This window comes from Aquimarina sp. TRL1 (assembly GCF_013365535.1).
GTDB classification, from domain to species: Bacteria; Bacteroidota; Bacteroidia; order Flavobacteriales; family Flavobacteriaceae; genus Aquimarina; species Aquimarina hainanensis.
In genome coordinates this window covers 1,676,925-1,694,028 of the sequence record NZ_CP053590.1, presented here as the reverse complement: position 1 = coordinate 1,694,028, position 17,104 = coordinate 1,676,925, and the positions used below count along the sequence as shown (strand labels likewise).

Sequence of the window (17,104 nt, the reverse complement as noted above, 5' to 3'; positions counted from 1 at the left end):
ATCGAAGAGAAAGTGCATGTTGTCGATATCAATCAGTTGATAATCTGATATATACAAGAATAATGAAATCTTGTGTATACCTTTTTAAAACATTATTTATTAGAAAAAATTACTTTGTAAATGAAAAAATGTACCTATTTGATGATGCTTATGGCATTGTTAGTATCTTGTAATGATGATGATTATGATCCGCTGGGTCCTAGTATTGTGGACGATCAGCTGTTAGAAATTCTACAATCGGTTTCTAATAATGAAGGAGTATCCTATTTTATACTTCCTGATAGTGAGGATTTCTCAAAAATACCTCAAGATCCCTTAAACCCACTTACCAAAGAGAAAGTAGAATTAGGTAAATTATTAATTCATGAAACCGCAACAGGAGGGAGTCCCAAATTTTCTAAAATGAAAGGAACCTACTCTTGTGTTTCTTGTCACCATGCTGCTGCAGGTTTTGCTGCAGGGATTAGACAAGGAAAAGGAGAAGGAGGTTCAGGCTTTGGTATACGTGGAGAAGGAAGAGTCATAGCAGAAGGGATGCCTATAGATATGCTCGATATTCAGCCAATAAAATCTCCAACAATATTAAATGTTGCATATCAGGATATTATGTTGTGGAATGGACAATTTGGAGGAACCGGAACCAATGCAGGAACGGAGATTGGCTGGACCAATATCCCTGAGAATAATTTAGGACATCAAGGAGTAGAGGTACAAGCAATCAAAGGACAGGGAGTTCACAGAATAAAAGTAGATGAAGAATTTGTAAACACCTTTGGATATAAAAATTTGTTTGATGCTGCTTTTCCATCAGTAGAAGAAGAAGACAGATATTCTACACACAATGCTGCATTGGCAATTGCAGCATATGAGCGAACTTTACTAGCAAATCAAGCTCCCTGGCAAGAATGGCTAAAAGGGAATTACAAAGCGATGAATGATGCGGAGAAGAGAGGAGCTATTGCCTTTTTTAGTAAAGGAAAGTGTTATGAATGTCATTCCGGACCGGCACTAAATGATGTTGCGTTTTATGCTTTCGGGATGGGAGATTTCGATAATGCTTCAGATGCGATTGTTACAGATATGGAAGGATTTGATAGAGTGAAAAAAGGTAGAGGAGGCTTTACCAAAAATGCAAATGATAATTATAAGTTTAAAACACCCACACTGTATAATATAGCGGATCATGGATTCTATGGTCATGGAGGAACATTTACTTCTGTCAAAGATGTGGTTACTTACAAAAATAAGGGAGTACCTCAGAACAATGAAGTTCCCAAAGAAAGCCTGGCTCCCCAGTTTGGAAATATAGAATTATCCGAAAAAGATATTATAGATATTACTGCTTTTATCGAGTCTGGGCTTAAAGACCCTAATCTTACCAGATATGTTCCGGAAAAAACAGGATCGGGAAATTGTTTCCCTAATAATGATGAGCAGTCAAAAATAGATACAGGATGCGATTAATGTATACTGTTTTTATTGCAAAGTAGTCAGCCACCAGGTGTTGCCGAAAGGATCTAATAATCCGGCAACTCTGGTGTCATCATTTTCTTCCATAGGTGCCATTACTGAAGTTGCTCCCATTTCAATACCCCTATAGTATACCTGATCAGAATCATTGACGTAAATATACATGGAGATTTGCTCTGCGGGATAATTTTTATTCGCTTCAGTAATAATTAATGTACTGGTGCCTATCAGTACCTCTGAGTGTAGTATTTTATGATTTTTATCTACCCTGCGTATCATTTCCTGTGCATTAAACAATCGCTTTATAAATTCTACAAACTCATCTGCTTTTTCTATAACTAAATACGGCATGACTTGTTGATGTCCAGCCATTAGCTTCATACGATTCATAACCCTTTTTTTTATAGATGCAAACGCCTGTTTTTAATAAATATTCTGATATACATCAAAGAAATAAGAGTAGTGATTATAAACAATATTCTGAATAAGATATTTATCTGATTATCGAGCTGATTTACCCGTGAACAAATTGACTAAGTAACTCTCTTAAAAAAAGAAGCATTCGTTGGAAACAAATTTTCGATTTTAAAGCTCGTCTTGGGGTAGCACACCCTTTGGTGTGGTCAATAAAAAAGGGACTGTTTACAGTCCCTTTTTATTTTATATTCGTTCAATAATTTATGAATTCATAAGTTCTTCTATTTCCTCTGCCTCTATAGGAATATTTTCCATCAGATTGAAGGGGGCTCCTGTTTCTTGTATAACAACATCATCTTCTATTCGAACTCCAAATCCTTCTTCGGGTAAATAAATTCCAGGTTCTACTGTAAATACCATATTCGCTTTCATCGGTTCAGTTAAGATCCCATAATCATGCGTATCCAATCCAATATGATGCGAAGTTCCATGCATAAAATATTTTTTATAGGCCGGCCAATCAGGGTTTTCATTTTGTACATCAGCCTTATCCAGTAATCCAAGTCCTAAAAGTTCTGATGTCATTAATTTTCCTACTTCTACATGGTATTCTGCCCACATTGTTCCTGGTACTAATAATTTAGTAGCTTCTTTTTTAACTCGTAATACTGCATCGTATACGGCACGTTGTCTTTCTGTATATTGTCCAGACACAGGAATAGTTCTGCTGAGGTCACTTTTATAATTTGCATATTCTGCAGCAATATCCAGTAAGATGAGATCTCCGGCTTTACACTCTTGATTATTCTCTATATAGTGTAGTACATTGGCATTATTTCCACTAGCAATAATAGGTGTATATGCAAACCCTTTAGATCGGTTGTTTACGAATTCATGTAGCAGCTCTGCTTCCAGATTATATTCCCATACTCCGGGTTTTACATAACCTAATAATCGTCTGAATCCTTTTTCTGTAATATTACAAGCGGTCTGCATCAGATCCAATTCTATCGGATCTTTTACAGATCGTAACCTTTGTAAGATAGGATTACTTTTTGCTACAGAATGAGCAGGATATTTTGCTTTCCACCATTTTGTAAAACGATCTTCTCTGGTTTCAGTTTCTACATTCGAGCGGTAATGTTCATTCGTATTTACATATACTGTATCACACTGTGTCATGATCTCAAAAAATATTTTTTCCAGATCTTGTAACCAATAAACAGTTTTAATACCCGAAGTCTCAAATGCGCGTTCTTTGGTCAGTTTTTCTCCCTCCCAAACAGCAATATGCTCATTTGTTTCTTTTAGAAATAAGATTTCTCTGTGTTTTTCATGCGGAGCATCCGGAAACAAAACCAAAATACTCTCTTCCTGATCCACACCACTTAGGTAAAAAATATCCCTGTGTTGTTCAAATGGCATGGTACTATCAGCACTAATTGGATAAATATCATTACTGTTAAAAACAGCAAGACTATTTGGTTTCATCTGAGACATGAAATTCTTTCTGTTTTTTATAAAAAGATTTCTGTCTATCGGGTGATACTTCATATGTCTGTATTTTTTGTTTACTAATGTCAGATGCACCTATCAGTATACTTCGCCGAAGAAAAACGCAGGATTCTGATAGATTGATGCTTCTTATTGAATTTTTTCAAAAATACTAAAGCTATATCTATGAATTGTTAAACAATATGTAAAAATTTTGACACAATAGTAACAATCCATATTTTCAGGCGATTAATCTTGATTATAAGCTTATTAGCCTATGATCACATCAATTTTAACGAGTTATTTCTTTATTGAAAAAACAATTTTATGAAGTCATTTATACCCTATTTTATGATCGCTTGTTCTGTAAGTGCCACTTTTGCCCAGCAAAAGCCGACTTCTGCAGAAACAATACAACAGTCGCTGATTCAAAAAAAACAGCTTGAAGAACAATCATTGGTTAAAAACATTCCATTTGAAAACATTGGTCCCTCTGTTATGAGTGGAAGAGTAGTGGATTTGGATGTCAATCCCAAAAACCCTTCAGAATTTTATGTAGCCTATGCATCCGGAGGATTGTGGTATACTGCCAATAACGGAACTACTTTTGATCCGGTAATGGATACTGCAGAAACCATAAATATAGGTGATATTGCTGTAGATTGGAAAAAACACACCTTGTGGGTAGGTACAGGAGAGAATAATTCCTCCAGATCTTCTTATGCAGGAACCGGGGTTCTTACTTCTGATGATAAAGGAAAAACCTGGAAAAATGTAGGTCTTACAGACTCTCATCACATAGGAAGAATCCTATTAAATCCAACAAATCCTGATGAGATTGTTATAGGGGTTGCGGGGCATTTATATTCTCCGAATGAAGAAAGAGGGATTTATAAAACCACTGATGGAGGAAAAACCTGGAAAAAAACACTCTTTATAGATAAACACACAGGAATCATTGATGTAGCGTATGCTCCGAATAATTTTAATGTTATGTATGCGGCAGCCTGGCAAAGGGATCGTAAGGCTTGGAATTTTACAGGGAATGGTATTGGATCTGGTATTTATAAAAGTACAGACGGTGGAAATAGTTGGAAGAAAATAACAACTCCTCAAAGTGGTTTTGTTACCGGAGAAGGAGTAGGAAGAATAGGACTCGCTGTTTTTGATGAGGAAACAGTATATGCAATTCACGATAATCAGTTTAGAAGAAAAAAAGAAAAAGAAGCAAAAAAAACAGCAGATCTGACCAAAGATGATTTTAAAACAATGAGTACTGCTGATTTCTTGAAATTAGAAGACAAAAAATTAAATGCATACCTAAAAACATATGGTTTTCAGGAAAAATACAGAGCCAAAAATGTTAAGCAGTTAGTGAAAAATGGTACGGTAAAACCTATCGATTTGGCAAAGTACTTAGAAAATGCAAATTCCTTATTGTTTGACACTCCGGTTGTCGGAGCAGAGGTATACAGAAGTAACGATGGAGGAAATAGCTGGAAAAAAACACATTTAGATTATCTGGATGATATCTATTACAGTTACGGATACTATTTTGGTCAGATACAAGTGAATCCAGCAAACAAAGAACATATTTATATTTCCGGGGTTCCTATTCTAAAATCAAAAGACGGGGGAAAAACATTTACGAGTATTAGCAGAGAGAATGTCCATGCAGATCACCACGCATTGTGGATTAACCCTGTAAATCCAAATCATCTGATCAACGGAAATGATGGAGGAGTGAATATTACTTATGATGATGGAAAAAATTGGATAAAATCCAATCAACCAAGTGTCGGTCAGTTCTATGCAATTAATGTAGACTATGAAAAACCATATAATATTTATGGAGGATTACAGGACAATGGAGTATGGGTAGGTTCTAGTACAGCAAGAGAGAATATGTCCTGGCATCAGAGTGGTCATTATCCATGGGAAAGCTTATTAGGAGGAGATGGAATGCAGGTACAAATAGACAATAGAAATTCAGATATAGTATATACCGGATTTCAATTCGGAAACTATTTTAGAATTGATAGAAGTACAAAAAAGAGAACGTATATACAACCAAAACACGAATTAGGAGAAGCACCTTATCGATTCAATTGGCAGACACCTATTCTGTTATCAGCTCACAACCAGGATATTTTATACCTCGGAGGGAATAAATTAATGCGCTCAATGAACCAGGGAGATGATTGGACAGCTATTTCCAAAGATCTGACCGCTGGAGGAAAGAAAGGAAATGTTGCCTATGGAACATTGACAACCATTGCGGAATCTCCATTTCAGTTTGGGCTTTTATACACGGGTAGTGACGATGGAAAAGTATATGTTTCTAAAAATTCCGGAGGAAGTTGGACAGATATCTCTGGGACATTACCTTCTGATTTATGGGTGAGCAGAGTGGTGGCTTCCAGACATAAGAAAGAACGTGTATACCTAAGCCTAAACGGGTACCGTTTTGATGATTTCACCACCTATTTATATGTTAGTGAAGACTATGGATCCAGCTGGAAAAGTATTGCGTCGAATCTTCCTTCAGCTCCTGTAAATGTAATACAAGAAGATCCCAAAAATGAACATATTCTCTATGTCGGAACGGATAATGGTGCTTATGTATCTTTGGATAGGGGAATATCATGGCAGCTTTTTTCCAATGGAGTTCCCAGTGTAGCAGTGCATGATATTGTAGTGCAATCAGAAGCAAATGATTTATTGTTGGGTACGCATGGAAGAAGTATTTATAAAACAAATATAGCCCCATTACAATCCCTCGAAACATCAAAACTAACGACTCCTCTTAGCGTTTTTGCAACTACTCCGGTACAATGGTCATCCCGATGGGGAACTACCTGGAGTAAGTGGTTCGAACCTTATGAACCGGAAACGATCTTTAAATTTTATACAGCAGCAGCAGCAAAAGCAAATATAAAAATCAAAACAGCTTCTGGAGCAGTAATTCATACAATTACACATACTGCAGATAAAGGGTTTAACTATGTTTCTTATGATTTATCAGTTACTGAAAAAGGGAAGAAAGCTATCGAAAAAGAATTTCCAGATGATAGAGTAGAAAAGAAGAAAAACGAAAAGTATTATTTACCTACCGGAACCTATACCATAGAGGTGACTGCCGGCGGGGTATCCAAGAGTACACCATTTGAAATTAAATAAAGGGAATACTATTAAAAAAGTCAAAAAAACATAATTAATGTAAGAAAAGAAGGGGCATTTACCCCTTCTTTTTTTTAACGATTTCTTTCTGCTTAAATAATAGGTAATAAATTCTTATCTTGTTTGATGATATACTCTTAACCTATTTTTTAATGACGCAAAATGACATTTTTAATGACGCGATTCATAGCTTTAATACTAGTTACTGGGAGCTATGCACACAATCTTACGAAGAAGTTTGGTCCGAGAATTTTTATAAAACACTCGGTTATATAAAGGAAGAACTTCATTTTTCTATAGATTATTTTTTAGATCATTTAATACATGAAGAAGACGCCGATATTTTCAAAGATAACTTCTTTAATTATTGTAAAAATGATGTAGATTTCAAACAACACCTCCAAATTCTTAATAAAAACGGACAATATCAATTATTCAAATGTGTAACGAATAATGAGCTACCCCCAGAGCTCACACCGGAACGACATTATATTTTCTTTTTTGAAATCCTTTTAGACCCGGGACAAGCCATTACCCAGGATAATTTTTATTTTAAAGAAACAGCTCAAATGACTGCTACCGGTAGCTGGTATGTCGATTTTGTAAAAAAACAAAGCTATTGGGATTTCGAAACAAAAAAAATACTGGAATATCCGGATGATTATATCCCTTCATTACGAAACTCTGCTCAGTATTATCCAGAAGATTGTAGAGAACAGGCTGCCAGCCTTTTTTTTAGATGTGCGATGAACGGAACTCCCTTTAATACCGAAATCAAAATGATTACGGCCAACGAAAGGGTTTTTTGGGCAAGAGCCATTGGAAAACCTATTTATAATAAGAAAAAAGAAATTGTAGGAATACGGGGAGTGTTTCAAGACATTGATGAGGTTAAGAGAAAGGAGTTACAATTAAAAAAATCTCTAAATACCATTACCTCTCAGAATTCCAGATTATTGAATTTTGCCCACATTGTATCTCATAACCTGCGATCACATACCAGTAACCTGTCTTTATTAGTTCAGTTAATAGAAGATATAAAAGATCCCGAAGAGAAAAACAGTTTGATACACGAGATTCGAAATATTTCAGAAAGCCTCAATACGACCATTGCTCACCTTAATGAGATTGTAGCGATTCAAAATAATAAACATCAGGAAAAAAAGAAGGTGAACTTTATAGATACCTATGATGTAGTGATGAATGGTATTAAACATTTAATAGCGGAACACAATGCGGAAATCTATACGGATTTTAGCCAATTAGATGGAGTTTCTTTTCTCCCTGCGTATTTAGAAAGTGTTTTTTTGAATTTGATTACAAATGCAATTAAGTACAGACACCCCGATAGGAATCCGGTGATAAAAATCAAAAGTTTTCTCGATGAAGGGAATATGTCATTAGAGTTTACAGATAACGGTAGTGGAATAGACCTGCATAAAGCAGGAGATAAACTTTTCGGGATGTATAAGACCTTTCATGACCATAAAGATGCAGTGGGCATAGGGTTGTTTCTAACCAAAAATCAAATAGAAGCGATGGATGGAAGAATTAATGTAGAAAGTATTGTAGGTAAGGGGACTACATTTATCATAGAATTTTAGTATTATTGAATATGGATAAACAAATAGAATTAGCTTGTATCATTGATGATGATAAAATCTATGTCAATCTGGTAAAACGAATCATAGAAACCAGGCATCTATGTAATAACCTATTGATTTTTAAAGATGGGAAGGATGCGCTAACTTATTTTGAAACCCTACTCAACCATATGGATCAGGATAGTATTCCTGAAATTATTTTTCTGGATCTTAATATGCCTATCATGGATGGATGGGAGTTTTTAGAAGGTTTTACTAAAATTAAAAACAAATTTGGAAAAGTCATAACCCTGTACATTGTAAGTTCTTCTATAGACCCGAATGATATAGAACGTGCCCGGGGGATTCAATCTGTCAAGGATTATCTGGTCAAGCCTGTGACGATAAAAGAATTAGAATCCATCTTTCATGACACGATAAAACAATAGTTATACATTCTATAAAAAGAGTCCTTCCGAATTGAACTCTTTTTTATGAAATATGGACTGCTCTATTGCTTCTCGAAAAACAGATCAGGTCCATCTAAAAAAGAAATACCAATTGTCATGACACTATTTGTAGTATCAAATGACCAGTCAGAATCGTTTATCTTTATATAACAGATATCATTCGTCTCCGTTTTATTGATACAAGAAATACTAATAAAATAAGTATGATCCCCAGCATCGTGCCAGTTACTTTTCTTTTCTAATCGAAGAATACCTTCTTCCATAAAGTGGTAGATGATGTTTTCTTTAGAAAAATCAGTTTCTACGATTTTGCCATCTCCACTGTAATCAAACTGCTTTGATTTCATCAATTTCCATTCTCCTAGAATACCGGTATCAGGAGTGCCGGAGTCATCATCACCTGAGCAGGCAAATAAAACAAAAAGGGATGCGATTAAAAGGATGCTTTTTTTCATCATGGGTTTATGGGATTTTTGCTGTTATACCTATGAGATGAGCAAGCCGGTAAAAGGTTGTTTTATTCAAGTGTTAAAAACACCTTAATACAGCTGTAATATTAACGGATAAAAATGTAATTTATTGTTTTTCAAAGGTTTTGTATAAAGGTGTAATGCCTCAAGACTTGCCCTAAAACTGAAAATTTGTTTCCAAGGAAAACCTTATGGATCTGTCTGAGGTAGTTTACTTGTTTATAGATTTTGTTATAGTGAGGTTATCCAATCTATAGGTAGTCGTCATACCTGAAGCATCCCCTCCAATATATCGAAATCCGATAACGATGTCTCCTTCTATACAGCCAATGGGAATTACTCCACTCGATTGATATGCTCCATATGCAGCATAAGGACCTATGGGAATATTGATATTTTGTAGTTTTTTCCAGGCAGTGGTCAGTGGATCCCCAGAATATTGATGGGTAATGAACACCTCTAGTAGCTGTCCTCTGTCATAACCAGCTGCAATATCAAAAAGCAATTGCGCCTTTTCGATTTCTCTAACAGCTATTTTGGGACTAATTAACCAACTGATGATAGGAGTTTCTCCACTTTTAAACCCGGAAATATCAACCCCTCTTGTTCCTTCTTTTCCATATCGGGAGCTTTTAAACAAAGTAGCACCTCCCAGAATGTTTTTTAATTGATACCCGGCATTCTCCAGATCTTCTTGTTTTTTATAAGTATCAAAATCATCCCGGAACAATACCTCCGTTTCATCCGATACCAAATCGCATATAAATGGTTCTGGGTCACAGCGATTTTCTTCTGTGAATAACATAGCAGTAGGGTCATTAATGATCAGATTAAACCGTTCTCCGTAAAAATCTTTACTTATAACACCATCAATAGCACCTCTTTGTAAAGGAAGGGATACCCCATTAAAATCTGCATATACACTGGTACTTAAAATAGCCAGCAGACCGGTTCTACAACTCTCTATGATGCGCTCTCCATTATAGACATCATAAGGTTCTGCAGCAAATGTTTTCCCTTTTTCTTGTTCATGAAACTGTAATTGAGAAATTCGTACATATCTAAGCAAGGTTTCTTGTCCAAATTTTTCTAAAGGGATCTCAAGAGGAGTAATTTCTTCCTTTTTGTTTATTCGTATCAATACTTCATCTTTTAAAAAAGAAGAAATTTTATCTATTTTGTTTTCGGATAGTTGTCCTAAAGTAGGCACCCCATTTTCTATTCCTATGACTAATCCATCTAATCGAACCAGTATTTTTCTGCCTATTTCATAACTGGTATATAAAGGATTCACATCAATAGAAATGACTATTCCTGCAGTGGGGGCTATTGTCTTATCTTGCAAAACAAGTTTTTTAAAAAAATTACCAGATTTATCGGTAGAAATGACATACCCTTCCATATAATTGTTTGTATCTGTAAAGAGAAGGGTAGCTGTTTCTCCTTGGAGAGATTGCTGTTGTGCAAGCATTCCCAGGACTGCTTTAATAGAAATTATATGTCCATCTATCACTGGTGTCGGTATGCTTGTTTCATCAGGGAGCTGGTATGAATTATCGGTAATACATCCCATCAATAGGATAAAGAACAAATTCCAGAAAAATGGAGGGTTTTTATAGCGTGTCATGCTGATTTGTTTTTTTTAAAAGCGTACATATAGGTTGATATAATAAGAAGTGCCATATCCGTAGTAGTATCGATTTCCGTATACAGGGGTAGTTGTTTCTGACGCTTCCAATAGTTGTCTGTAATTTCCTTTTCTAACTTGTTCGAATCCTCCTGTTTTATATAATGTGTTTAGCACATTGTTTATACTGGCAAAGCAACCTAACGTATATTTTCTTTGCCACTTCCATGATTTTCCTCCTATGATATTAACCAGAAAATAACTGCCTAATGTTTCTTGTTGCAACAGTTCTCTGGCGATAAGCGGGTCGTACTCATTAAAGGGCTGTCCATCGGTGTCCTGAATAAAATTAAGTGTCCTGGTAAAGGGACTGCTATTAATTCTTGCATTTGCAAAATAATTGGCAGAAATCCCAGTCCACCAGAATTGAGGATCCCGATAGGAGATTCCCAATTGTGCTGCAATTTCAGGACCTGTAGGGATATGATACCCTTTTAGGAATGATTTTCCCAATGATAGTGTTCCTCCCTGTTTTCTCAAAAAATCCCCAGTTCCGGTAATCATAAGGTTGGGGTTGTTTGTATAAAGAGCACTTCCTATAGAAGCGGCAGTTTTTAGTTCTAAACCAGAAAGGATCTGGCAAGAGGCTCCTATCTCTACTCCCATACTTTTTTGATCAGCATCTACCAGAACTTCGCGAATAAATTCTTGTGCCGTTCCTGCTAATGCTGTTGTATAAAAAGAAGATACGTTTGATGTATGTTGCAGCGTTGAATAAAAAGCAGTCAATTTTGTAGTAATACGATTTCCTCGGTATAAGTATTCTAGCTCAGTCGATAGTATTTGTTCACTTTTGAGAGGTTTTGAAGTAACTTCTTTTACTTGAATATTACTTTCTCTTGGAGAAATAAAAACCTGTCTCCATCCAGGGGCTTCTGTTCCGTACATTCCTGCTAGCCGAAACGAATGTTTCCCATAGATGTGAAAAGAAATTCCCCCTTTGATACCATAATTGACAAAATGTGCTTTATCGCTTTTACCCAGAGAAGCAACACCTTTAAATTTTCCATTTTCATAGGAACCTTCTCGTTGATGTGCAGTAGTGGAAAGCTGTCCTCCCAGATAAATATCTATTGTCTTGGAATTCCAGGAACACTGAGAAAACCCATTGATCGTTTCTGAAAACATAGTATAGTCGTATTTATAAGTATCTCCTTCTGTGACAAGCCTATTAGGTGTTTTTAGGTTGTTCTGGGCATAATGGATTTTTTCTTCATTAGAAAGTTCACTGTTGCTAACAAAAGCATCTACATCTAAAAATTGAGTTCCTCCCAATAGATCTCCGATTATTGCATAATAACGATTGTGTTCTTTTTTATAATTGACAGCCCCATTAAACTTCAGGTTATCTGTTGGTTTTATACGCCATTGACTCGCTCCATTCCATTGTGTTGCTTTTTCAATATCTTCCCGAATAGCATACGTAGCATTTTTTCCTTCTTGCCGCGTGATACTATTCGCTCGAATCAAATTATCCCAGTTAAGTTGTCCGTTTTCCTGAAATCTTTGAGTAGCTAAAAAGGCATTTTTGTAATTATGTCCTTTAGTTGTTTGTAAGTAATAACTTGGTAAATTTGCGGGATGCATGGGATTAGACCATCTGCTATTACCTCCACCACTTATAAATTGTATATTATCGGATATCTGTATGATATCAGTTCCTCCAATATCGATACTACTGTTTGTAGTTTTACCTGTTTGGAACGCAATATTAGTAAACAGTTGTACCTTATCAGATATTTTCCAATCGTGGGAGATGAATGCAATTGGCTTTTCAGTTTTTCTGACAGCAGCATTTCTAAATATTCCGTTTTGATATCCCCAATACGGATTGTAATATCTTCCTTTTAACCGAAAAACTTCTTCTGTAATAGCTGTATATTTTCCTCTTTTTAGAGGTGTATAGATTCCTGCTAATTGCAAGCTGTGTTTTTTCCATTTTTTTTCAGCTGCCAGAAAAAAAGAAATTCCATTATAATAGGTTCCTTCTATTAAACCTTCTTCCGTTTTTCTTTTGCTTAATGAAATGGTATAAGCTGTGTTTTTTGGAGATAGCCCTGTACTATAAGTCGCCATTAACCTGTTGCCAAATGTTCTGTTGGAATTGGCAAATGATATCTTTCCTCCTTTAGGGAGTGAAGAAGCACTCATGTTTATATTGGTTACTCCTCCCAAACTTCCAAACACGTATTCATTCGCAGTAATTCCGGTAGTAAATTCCTGATGCTTTGTAATATCATTTAACCCACCCCAACTACTCCATTGCGGACGATATGTAGCTAGTGAATGCAGGGATAAACCGTTGAGCAACACCTGTGTTTTTTGACTTCCAACGCGGCGATATCGATGAAATGTAGTACTAAAATCATAAGCTAGTGCACTTAGAAAAGCATCTTTTGTAGCATGTAAAACATCAGGAGCGTCTAAAATATCATAAACAGGAGCTCCTATTTCTTCATCAGAGATGGTGATAGTTCCTATTTCATCATTGTAAAAGACCGCATCATATTCGATAAAAACAATTCCTAATGCAAGTATTTCCTTTGGATGAATAGTAATGGGGTATTTTTTCTTTTTGTACCCTTTTTTATAAAAAATGATGTAATGTTCCCCGATTGGAATCCGGATATTCTTAAGAGAAAAAGCACCCTGATTGTCAGATATGGTTCTGGAGGAAATCCCTTCTATGCTTACTATAACATCTTTTACAGCTTGATGCGTATGTTCATCTCGAACCTGCCCAGAGATACTGGTTACTTGTTGGGCAAATAGCTGTAAGTACATTCCGTATAGCAGCAAAAAAGAAAGTAGCCTTCTTCTAAGCTCAATACAATTCATACTGATATGGTTTTGCTTGAAAAGAAGTCCTTTTCAAGGTTTTAAGAGTCGCTGTTAAAAAGAAATATTCTGGGGAGGTGTACGTTGATATTCGCTATATTTAACTAAAAATCAAGTAAATATAAAAAAATTATGAAAAAACCATATGTTTTTTGCTCTCTTTTTATCATTCCATACTTCTTACTCTGGGGGCAACCCAAAAAAACATATCATATTCATACTCTGGGGTTTTATAATCTCGAGAATTTATTCGATACTATTAATAATCCCAATACGTTTGATGACGATCGTACACCCGATGGAGCAGACCACTGGACCAAGAAACGATATCAAAATAAACTAAAAAATCTATCTAAGGTTATTGCGGATATAGGTATAGACCAGGCTAAAAACACTCCGGTACTTCTGGGAGTAGCTGAAGTTGAAAACCTGTCAGTACTGGAGGAACTTATTGCACAACCTGCTTTGGCAGAAAAAACATACCGCATTATTCATTACGACTCCCCTGATAAAAGGGGAATTGATGTGGGATTATTGTATCAATCACATCATTTCAAACCTACTCATTCGCTTTCTTATGAATTGCTATTATATGAACATACGGACCCTTCGAAACGGGTATATACCAGAGACCAATTAGTAGTAAGTGGGTATCTCGACGGCTCACTTATTTATTTAATAGTCAATCATTGGCCTTCACGAAGAGGAGGTAAAGAAAAAAGTAGTTATAAACGAAAACAGGCAGCATTATTGAATAAACGAATTACTGATTCCATCTATGGAATTGATCCTTATGCCAAAATTATTACAATGGGTGATTTTAATGATGATCCCGATGACGATAGTATAAAGAAGGTATTGGGAGCAGTATCCTCTCCTGATAAAGCTCCTCCCAAGACCTTTTATAACCCTATGGAACAACTTGCTGCCAAAGGAATCGGTTCTCTTGCTTATAGAGATCATTGGAATCTATTTGACCAAATACTTGTTTCTCCATCTTTGAGCAGACCATCTGATGAGGGATTGTTTTTATATAAAGCAGCGGTTTTTATAAAACCTTATTTATTGGTACAAGAAGGGGCTTATAAAGGATACCCTTATAGAACTTATTCCGGAGGGGTGTATACAGGAGGATATAGTGATCATTACCCTGTTTATATTCACCTGCTATATCCTGTAAAAGAATGAGGTATCAGAGTATTATATATTCGATGGTTTATCAAATAAGTTAAAATCAGGTATTTATGCGTAGTGTAGGGTTAGGAGGGTCATTGTATCTTATAGTTGCTACTGACCATAGGAAGTGTTTAGAAAAACAATTCTTATGAGATCTACAGTCAGTATAATAAACACGAACTAAATGATACAACTATGAATGAACATGGAATAAGTACCTATGAAGAAACAGAAACAATTTCTAGAGCAGTAGAACAGGTATCCCAAAAGCGATATAAGTATTTTAATATCAATGTCGGGTGGCTCCCGGAGAGAGGTAGTCCTAGCCTGCAAAAATACCTAAACAAGGTATTGACCAAAAAAAGAACGACATTGGCACCCTGTATCCAGGCATTGGACGATTTTATAGAATCTAATCCGGTAATTAAGTATTTGGTAGACAATGCCTGTAAGGAAAATGCTAATATTCTGGCATCCGGATTACCAGAGGTTACATCAGATAAGGTTCCGAGAATCCGGGATAAGGATGATTTACTCCATACATTTAATGCAATTCTTACAGAAGCACCACAATTTATTGATTACGATCTGGTAGGGCTTCCTTTTTCTGCATATGTGGTGGGGATTGATCCGACTCTGAGTGGAAGCACTTTATTTCGATTACCAATGTTCAATCAATATATGGTCAATATTCTCAATGAATGGAATACGTTTCTTGATTCTCCTGCGTCTAATGTAGGATTCAGGCATGAGAATGAGCAATGGCTTTCTACTACAGCAAAGGAGCAGTATGATTTTCCTATCTGGAAAAAAGACTCAGAAACACTTCCGTATTGGAAGTCCTGGAACTCCTTTTTTACCAGAGAGTTCAAGGACAGAAATAAAGAACGTCCGATTAGTGATCCGATGTCTAATCGTACACTGATATGTCCTAATGATGGATCTATGTACCGCTGGAGAGCTAACATTAAGAAGAAGGATGTATTCTGGTTTAAGGATATGCAATATTCCTTATCTGATATTCTTAGTTCTTCTGTTCCGGAACAGCAAGAGCTGATTGATCAACATGATTTGATCAATATTTTTAGTGGCGGGTACATATTCCAGACCTACCTGAATCCATATAATTTTCACCGATGGTGGTGTCCGGCAAACGCAACGGTTTTGTTTACTCCTTTTGTAGTTCCCGGATGCTTCTTTAATAAACTGGTGCTTCCGGATTTTGGAGGGGCTACCACCGCATCACTACCCTATCTGGCAGAGGTTAATGCCCGGGGGATTATCGTTTTCAAAACCAAAGAATATGGACATATTTGCTGTATACCATTAGGAATGAGTGAAGTTTCAACCATCTCATTTGATTCGAATTTAGTAGCAGGAGCTACAGTAACCAAGGGACAGGAAATGGGAATGTTTAATTATGGAGGATCTTCTTTTGCTGTTATTTATGAACGATTACCGGGTAAAAAATTGATTTTTGAAAACAGCGATGGGGTTCCTTATGATCAGGATCCGGTAGTAGCTAGCGGCAGTTCTGGTACAGGAGGAGAAGTCACTCTAATAGGGGCTAAAATAGGTATGTGGAAAACAGTCATTCTCAACCAATCTCTGGATCTTAGTGTTGCTGCCCCAATTCCTACATCACAGCTTTCTATCGCAGGATATACACATGCACAATATAATGAGACCTACGCTACCTGGGCATTGCTGCATAAGGGAGTCATCGATTTCCAATTGTATGTCGATGAACCGGTCTATTTTAACCTAAAAATGTCGGTCTGTGCAGCATTAGTAGATGGGGTTGCCAATGCCCCTGCGACCGTTCGGGTAAATGGAGTTGTAGTATGTAGGATAGCTCCCAAGGATGGAAACTTTAGCACTGCCACTCAGTTAGTAGCGGATTATTTACTGACAACCGGGCAGAATATTATTGCTATTAGTCTGGATGATCAGGCTACGGGACAGTTGTTTATCAATAACATAACCATAGGTGCATAAATCATATGCCTGACACTTGATCGGTGAACATACCTGGTTCTCAATGATCAGCCTTAGATAGGCAGAAATTATAACAATGGCTTTGATTTCTATAAAGAAGTCAAAGCCTGTTTGGACTATGGTTCGTTATACTCTGTTTTGTAGCTACCGGAGAAACCTTAAAACCAATTACAGAGACAATCATAAAAAAATATGTTTATAAAACGCCCTAATTAGAAAGCAAACCACTTTGGGACTGGTCTGCGAGGCATTCGTGGGAAACAAATTTTCAATTTCAAGGCAAGTCTCGGGGTATTGGTCTTTGACAGTGCCGTTGGAACA

At 36.3% G+C, this 17,104-nt stretch carries 11 protein-coding genes; 6 read left to right on the top strand and 5 right to left on the bottom strand.

What is annotated here, in order from left to right:
* Positions 1–120 precede the first annotated feature (120 nt).
* Complete coding sequence (locus HN014_RS06835; RefSeq protein ID WP_176028138.1) at positions 121–1,464, top strand: cytochrome-c peroxidase; 1,344 nt, start codon at positions 121–123, stop codon at positions 1,462–1,464.
* 12 nt (positions 1,465–1,476) lie between these two features.
* Here the strand turns inward: HN014_RS06835 and HN014_RS06830 are convergent, their stop codons facing one another.
* Complete coding sequence (locus HN014_RS06830; protein WP_176028137.1) at positions 1,477–1,860, bottom strand: hypothetical protein; 384 nt, start codon at positions 1,858–1,860, stop codon at positions 1,477–1,479.
* Between the two features lie 288 nt (positions 1,861–2,148).
* A complete protein-coding gene (locus tag HN014_RS06825) occupies positions 2,149–3,441 on the bottom strand; it encodes an aminopeptidase P family protein (RefSeq protein WP_176028136.1) in 1,293 nt (430 codons plus the stop codon).
* Positions 3,442–3,708: 267 nt separating this feature from the next.
* Here HN014_RS06825 and HN014_RS06820 point away from each other — a divergent pair, with 267 nt between their 5' ends.
* From HN014_RS06820 to HN014_RS06810, 3 genes are all read left to right on the top strand, one after another.
* The gene (locus tag HN014_RS06820; RefSeq protein WP_176028135.1) at positions 3,709–6,561 is read left to right on the top strand and encodes a glycosyl hydrolase; all 2,853 of its coding nucleotides are present in this window, start codon (positions 3,709–3,711) and stop codon (positions 6,559–6,561) included.
* Between the two features lie 152 nt (positions 6,562–6,713).
* Positions 6,714–8,165: a PAS domain-containing sensor histidine kinase gene (locus tag HN014_RS06815; RefSeq protein ID WP_176028134.1), complete on the top strand. Its 1,452-nt coding sequence runs from the start codon at positions 6,714–6,716 to the stop codon at positions 8,163–8,165.
* 11 nt (positions 8,166–8,176) lie between these two features.
* Positions 8,177–8,593: a response regulator gene (locus HN014_RS06810; protein WP_176028133.1), complete on the top strand. Its 417-nt coding sequence runs from the start codon at positions 8,177–8,179 to the stop codon at positions 8,591–8,593.
* Positions 8,594–8,655: 62 nt separating this feature from the next.
* On the opposite strand, the gene HN014_RS06805 is transcribed toward HN014_RS06810, so the two are convergent.
* The 3 genes from HN014_RS06805 to HN014_RS06795 form a co-directional block, all read right to left on the bottom strand.
* On the bottom strand, positions 8,656–9,072 hold the full coding sequence (locus HN014_RS06805; RefSeq protein WP_176028132.1) for a hypothetical protein: 417 nt from the start codon (positions 9,070–9,072) through the stop codon (positions 8,656–8,658).
* Between the two features lie 223 nt (positions 9,073–9,295).
* Positions 9,296–10,711: a DUF5689 domain-containing protein gene (locus HN014_RS06800; protein WP_176028131.1), complete on the bottom strand. Its 1,416-nt coding sequence runs from the start codon at positions 10,709–10,711 to the stop codon at positions 9,296–9,298.
* Positions 10,712–10,726: 15 nt separating this feature from the next.
* Positions 10,727–13,609 carry a TonB-dependent receptor gene (locus tag HN014_RS06795; protein ID WP_176028130.1) on the bottom strand — a complete coding sequence of 961 codons (2,883 nt, stop codon included), beginning with the start codon at positions 13,607–13,609 and terminating at the stop codon, positions 10,727–10,729.
* Between the two features lie 132 nt (positions 13,610–13,741).
* Here HN014_RS06795 and HN014_RS06790 point away from each other — a divergent pair, with 132 nt between their 5' ends.
* Positions 13,742–14,797 (top strand): endonuclease/exonuclease/phosphatase family protein, encoded by a 1,056-nt coding sequence (locus HN014_RS06790; RefSeq protein ID WP_176028129.1) that lies wholly within the window; start codon positions 13,742–13,744, stop codon positions 14,795–14,797.
* Positions 14,798–14,980: 183 nt separating this feature from the next.
* Positions 14,981–16,783 carry a phosphatidylserine decarboxylase family protein gene (locus tag HN014_RS06785; RefSeq protein WP_176028128.1) on the top strand — a complete coding sequence of 601 codons (1,803 nt, stop codon included), beginning with the start codon at positions 14,981–14,983 and terminating at the stop codon, positions 16,781–16,783.
* The last annotated feature ends 321 nt before the right edge of the window (positions 16,784–17,104 follow it).

Excerpts from the sequence above, each read along its gene's own strand:
- HN014_RS06800 (WP_176028131.1), bottom strand. The coding sequence starts at position 10,711 with ATGACACGCTATAAAAACCCTCCATTTTTCTGGAATTTGTTCTTTATC.
- HN014_RS06835 (WP_176028138.1), top strand. The coding sequence starts at position 121 with ATGAAAAAATGTACCTATTTGATGATGCTTATGGCATTGTTAGTATCT.
- HN014_RS06830 (WP_176028137.1), bottom strand. The coding sequence starts at position 1,860 with ATGAATCGTATGAAGCTAATGGCTGGACATCAACAAGTCATGCCGTAT.
- HN014_RS06815 (WP_176028134.1), top strand. The coding sequence starts at position 6,714 with ATGACGCAAAATGACATTTTTAATGACGCGATTCATAGCTTTAATACT.
- HN014_RS06795 (WP_176028130.1), bottom strand. The coding sequence starts at position 13,609 with ATGAATTGTATTGAGCTTAGAAGAAGGCTACTTTCTTTTTTGCTGCTA.
- HN014_RS06810 (WP_176028133.1), top strand. The coding sequence starts at position 8,177 with ATGGATAAACAAATAGAATTAGCTTGTATCATTGATGATGATAAAATC.
- HN014_RS06790 (WP_176028129.1), top strand. The coding sequence starts at position 13,742 with ATGAAAAAACCATATGTTTTTTGCTCTCTTTTTATCATTCCATACTTC.
- HN014_RS06805 (WP_176028132.1), bottom strand. The coding sequence starts at position 9,072 with ATGATGAAAAAAAGCATCCTTTTAATCGCATCCCTTTTTGTTTTATTT.
- HN014_RS06820 (WP_176028135.1), top strand. The coding sequence starts at position 3,709 with ATGAAGTCATTTATACCCTATTTTATGATCGCTTGTTCTGTAAGTGCC.
- HN014_RS06785 (WP_176028128.1), top strand. The coding sequence starts at position 14,981 with ATGAATGAACATGGAATAAGTACCTATGAAGAAACAGAAACAATTTCT.
- HN014_RS06825 (WP_176028136.1), bottom strand. The coding sequence starts at position 3,441 with ATGAAGTATCACCCGATAGACAGAAATCTTTTTATAAAAAACAGAAAG.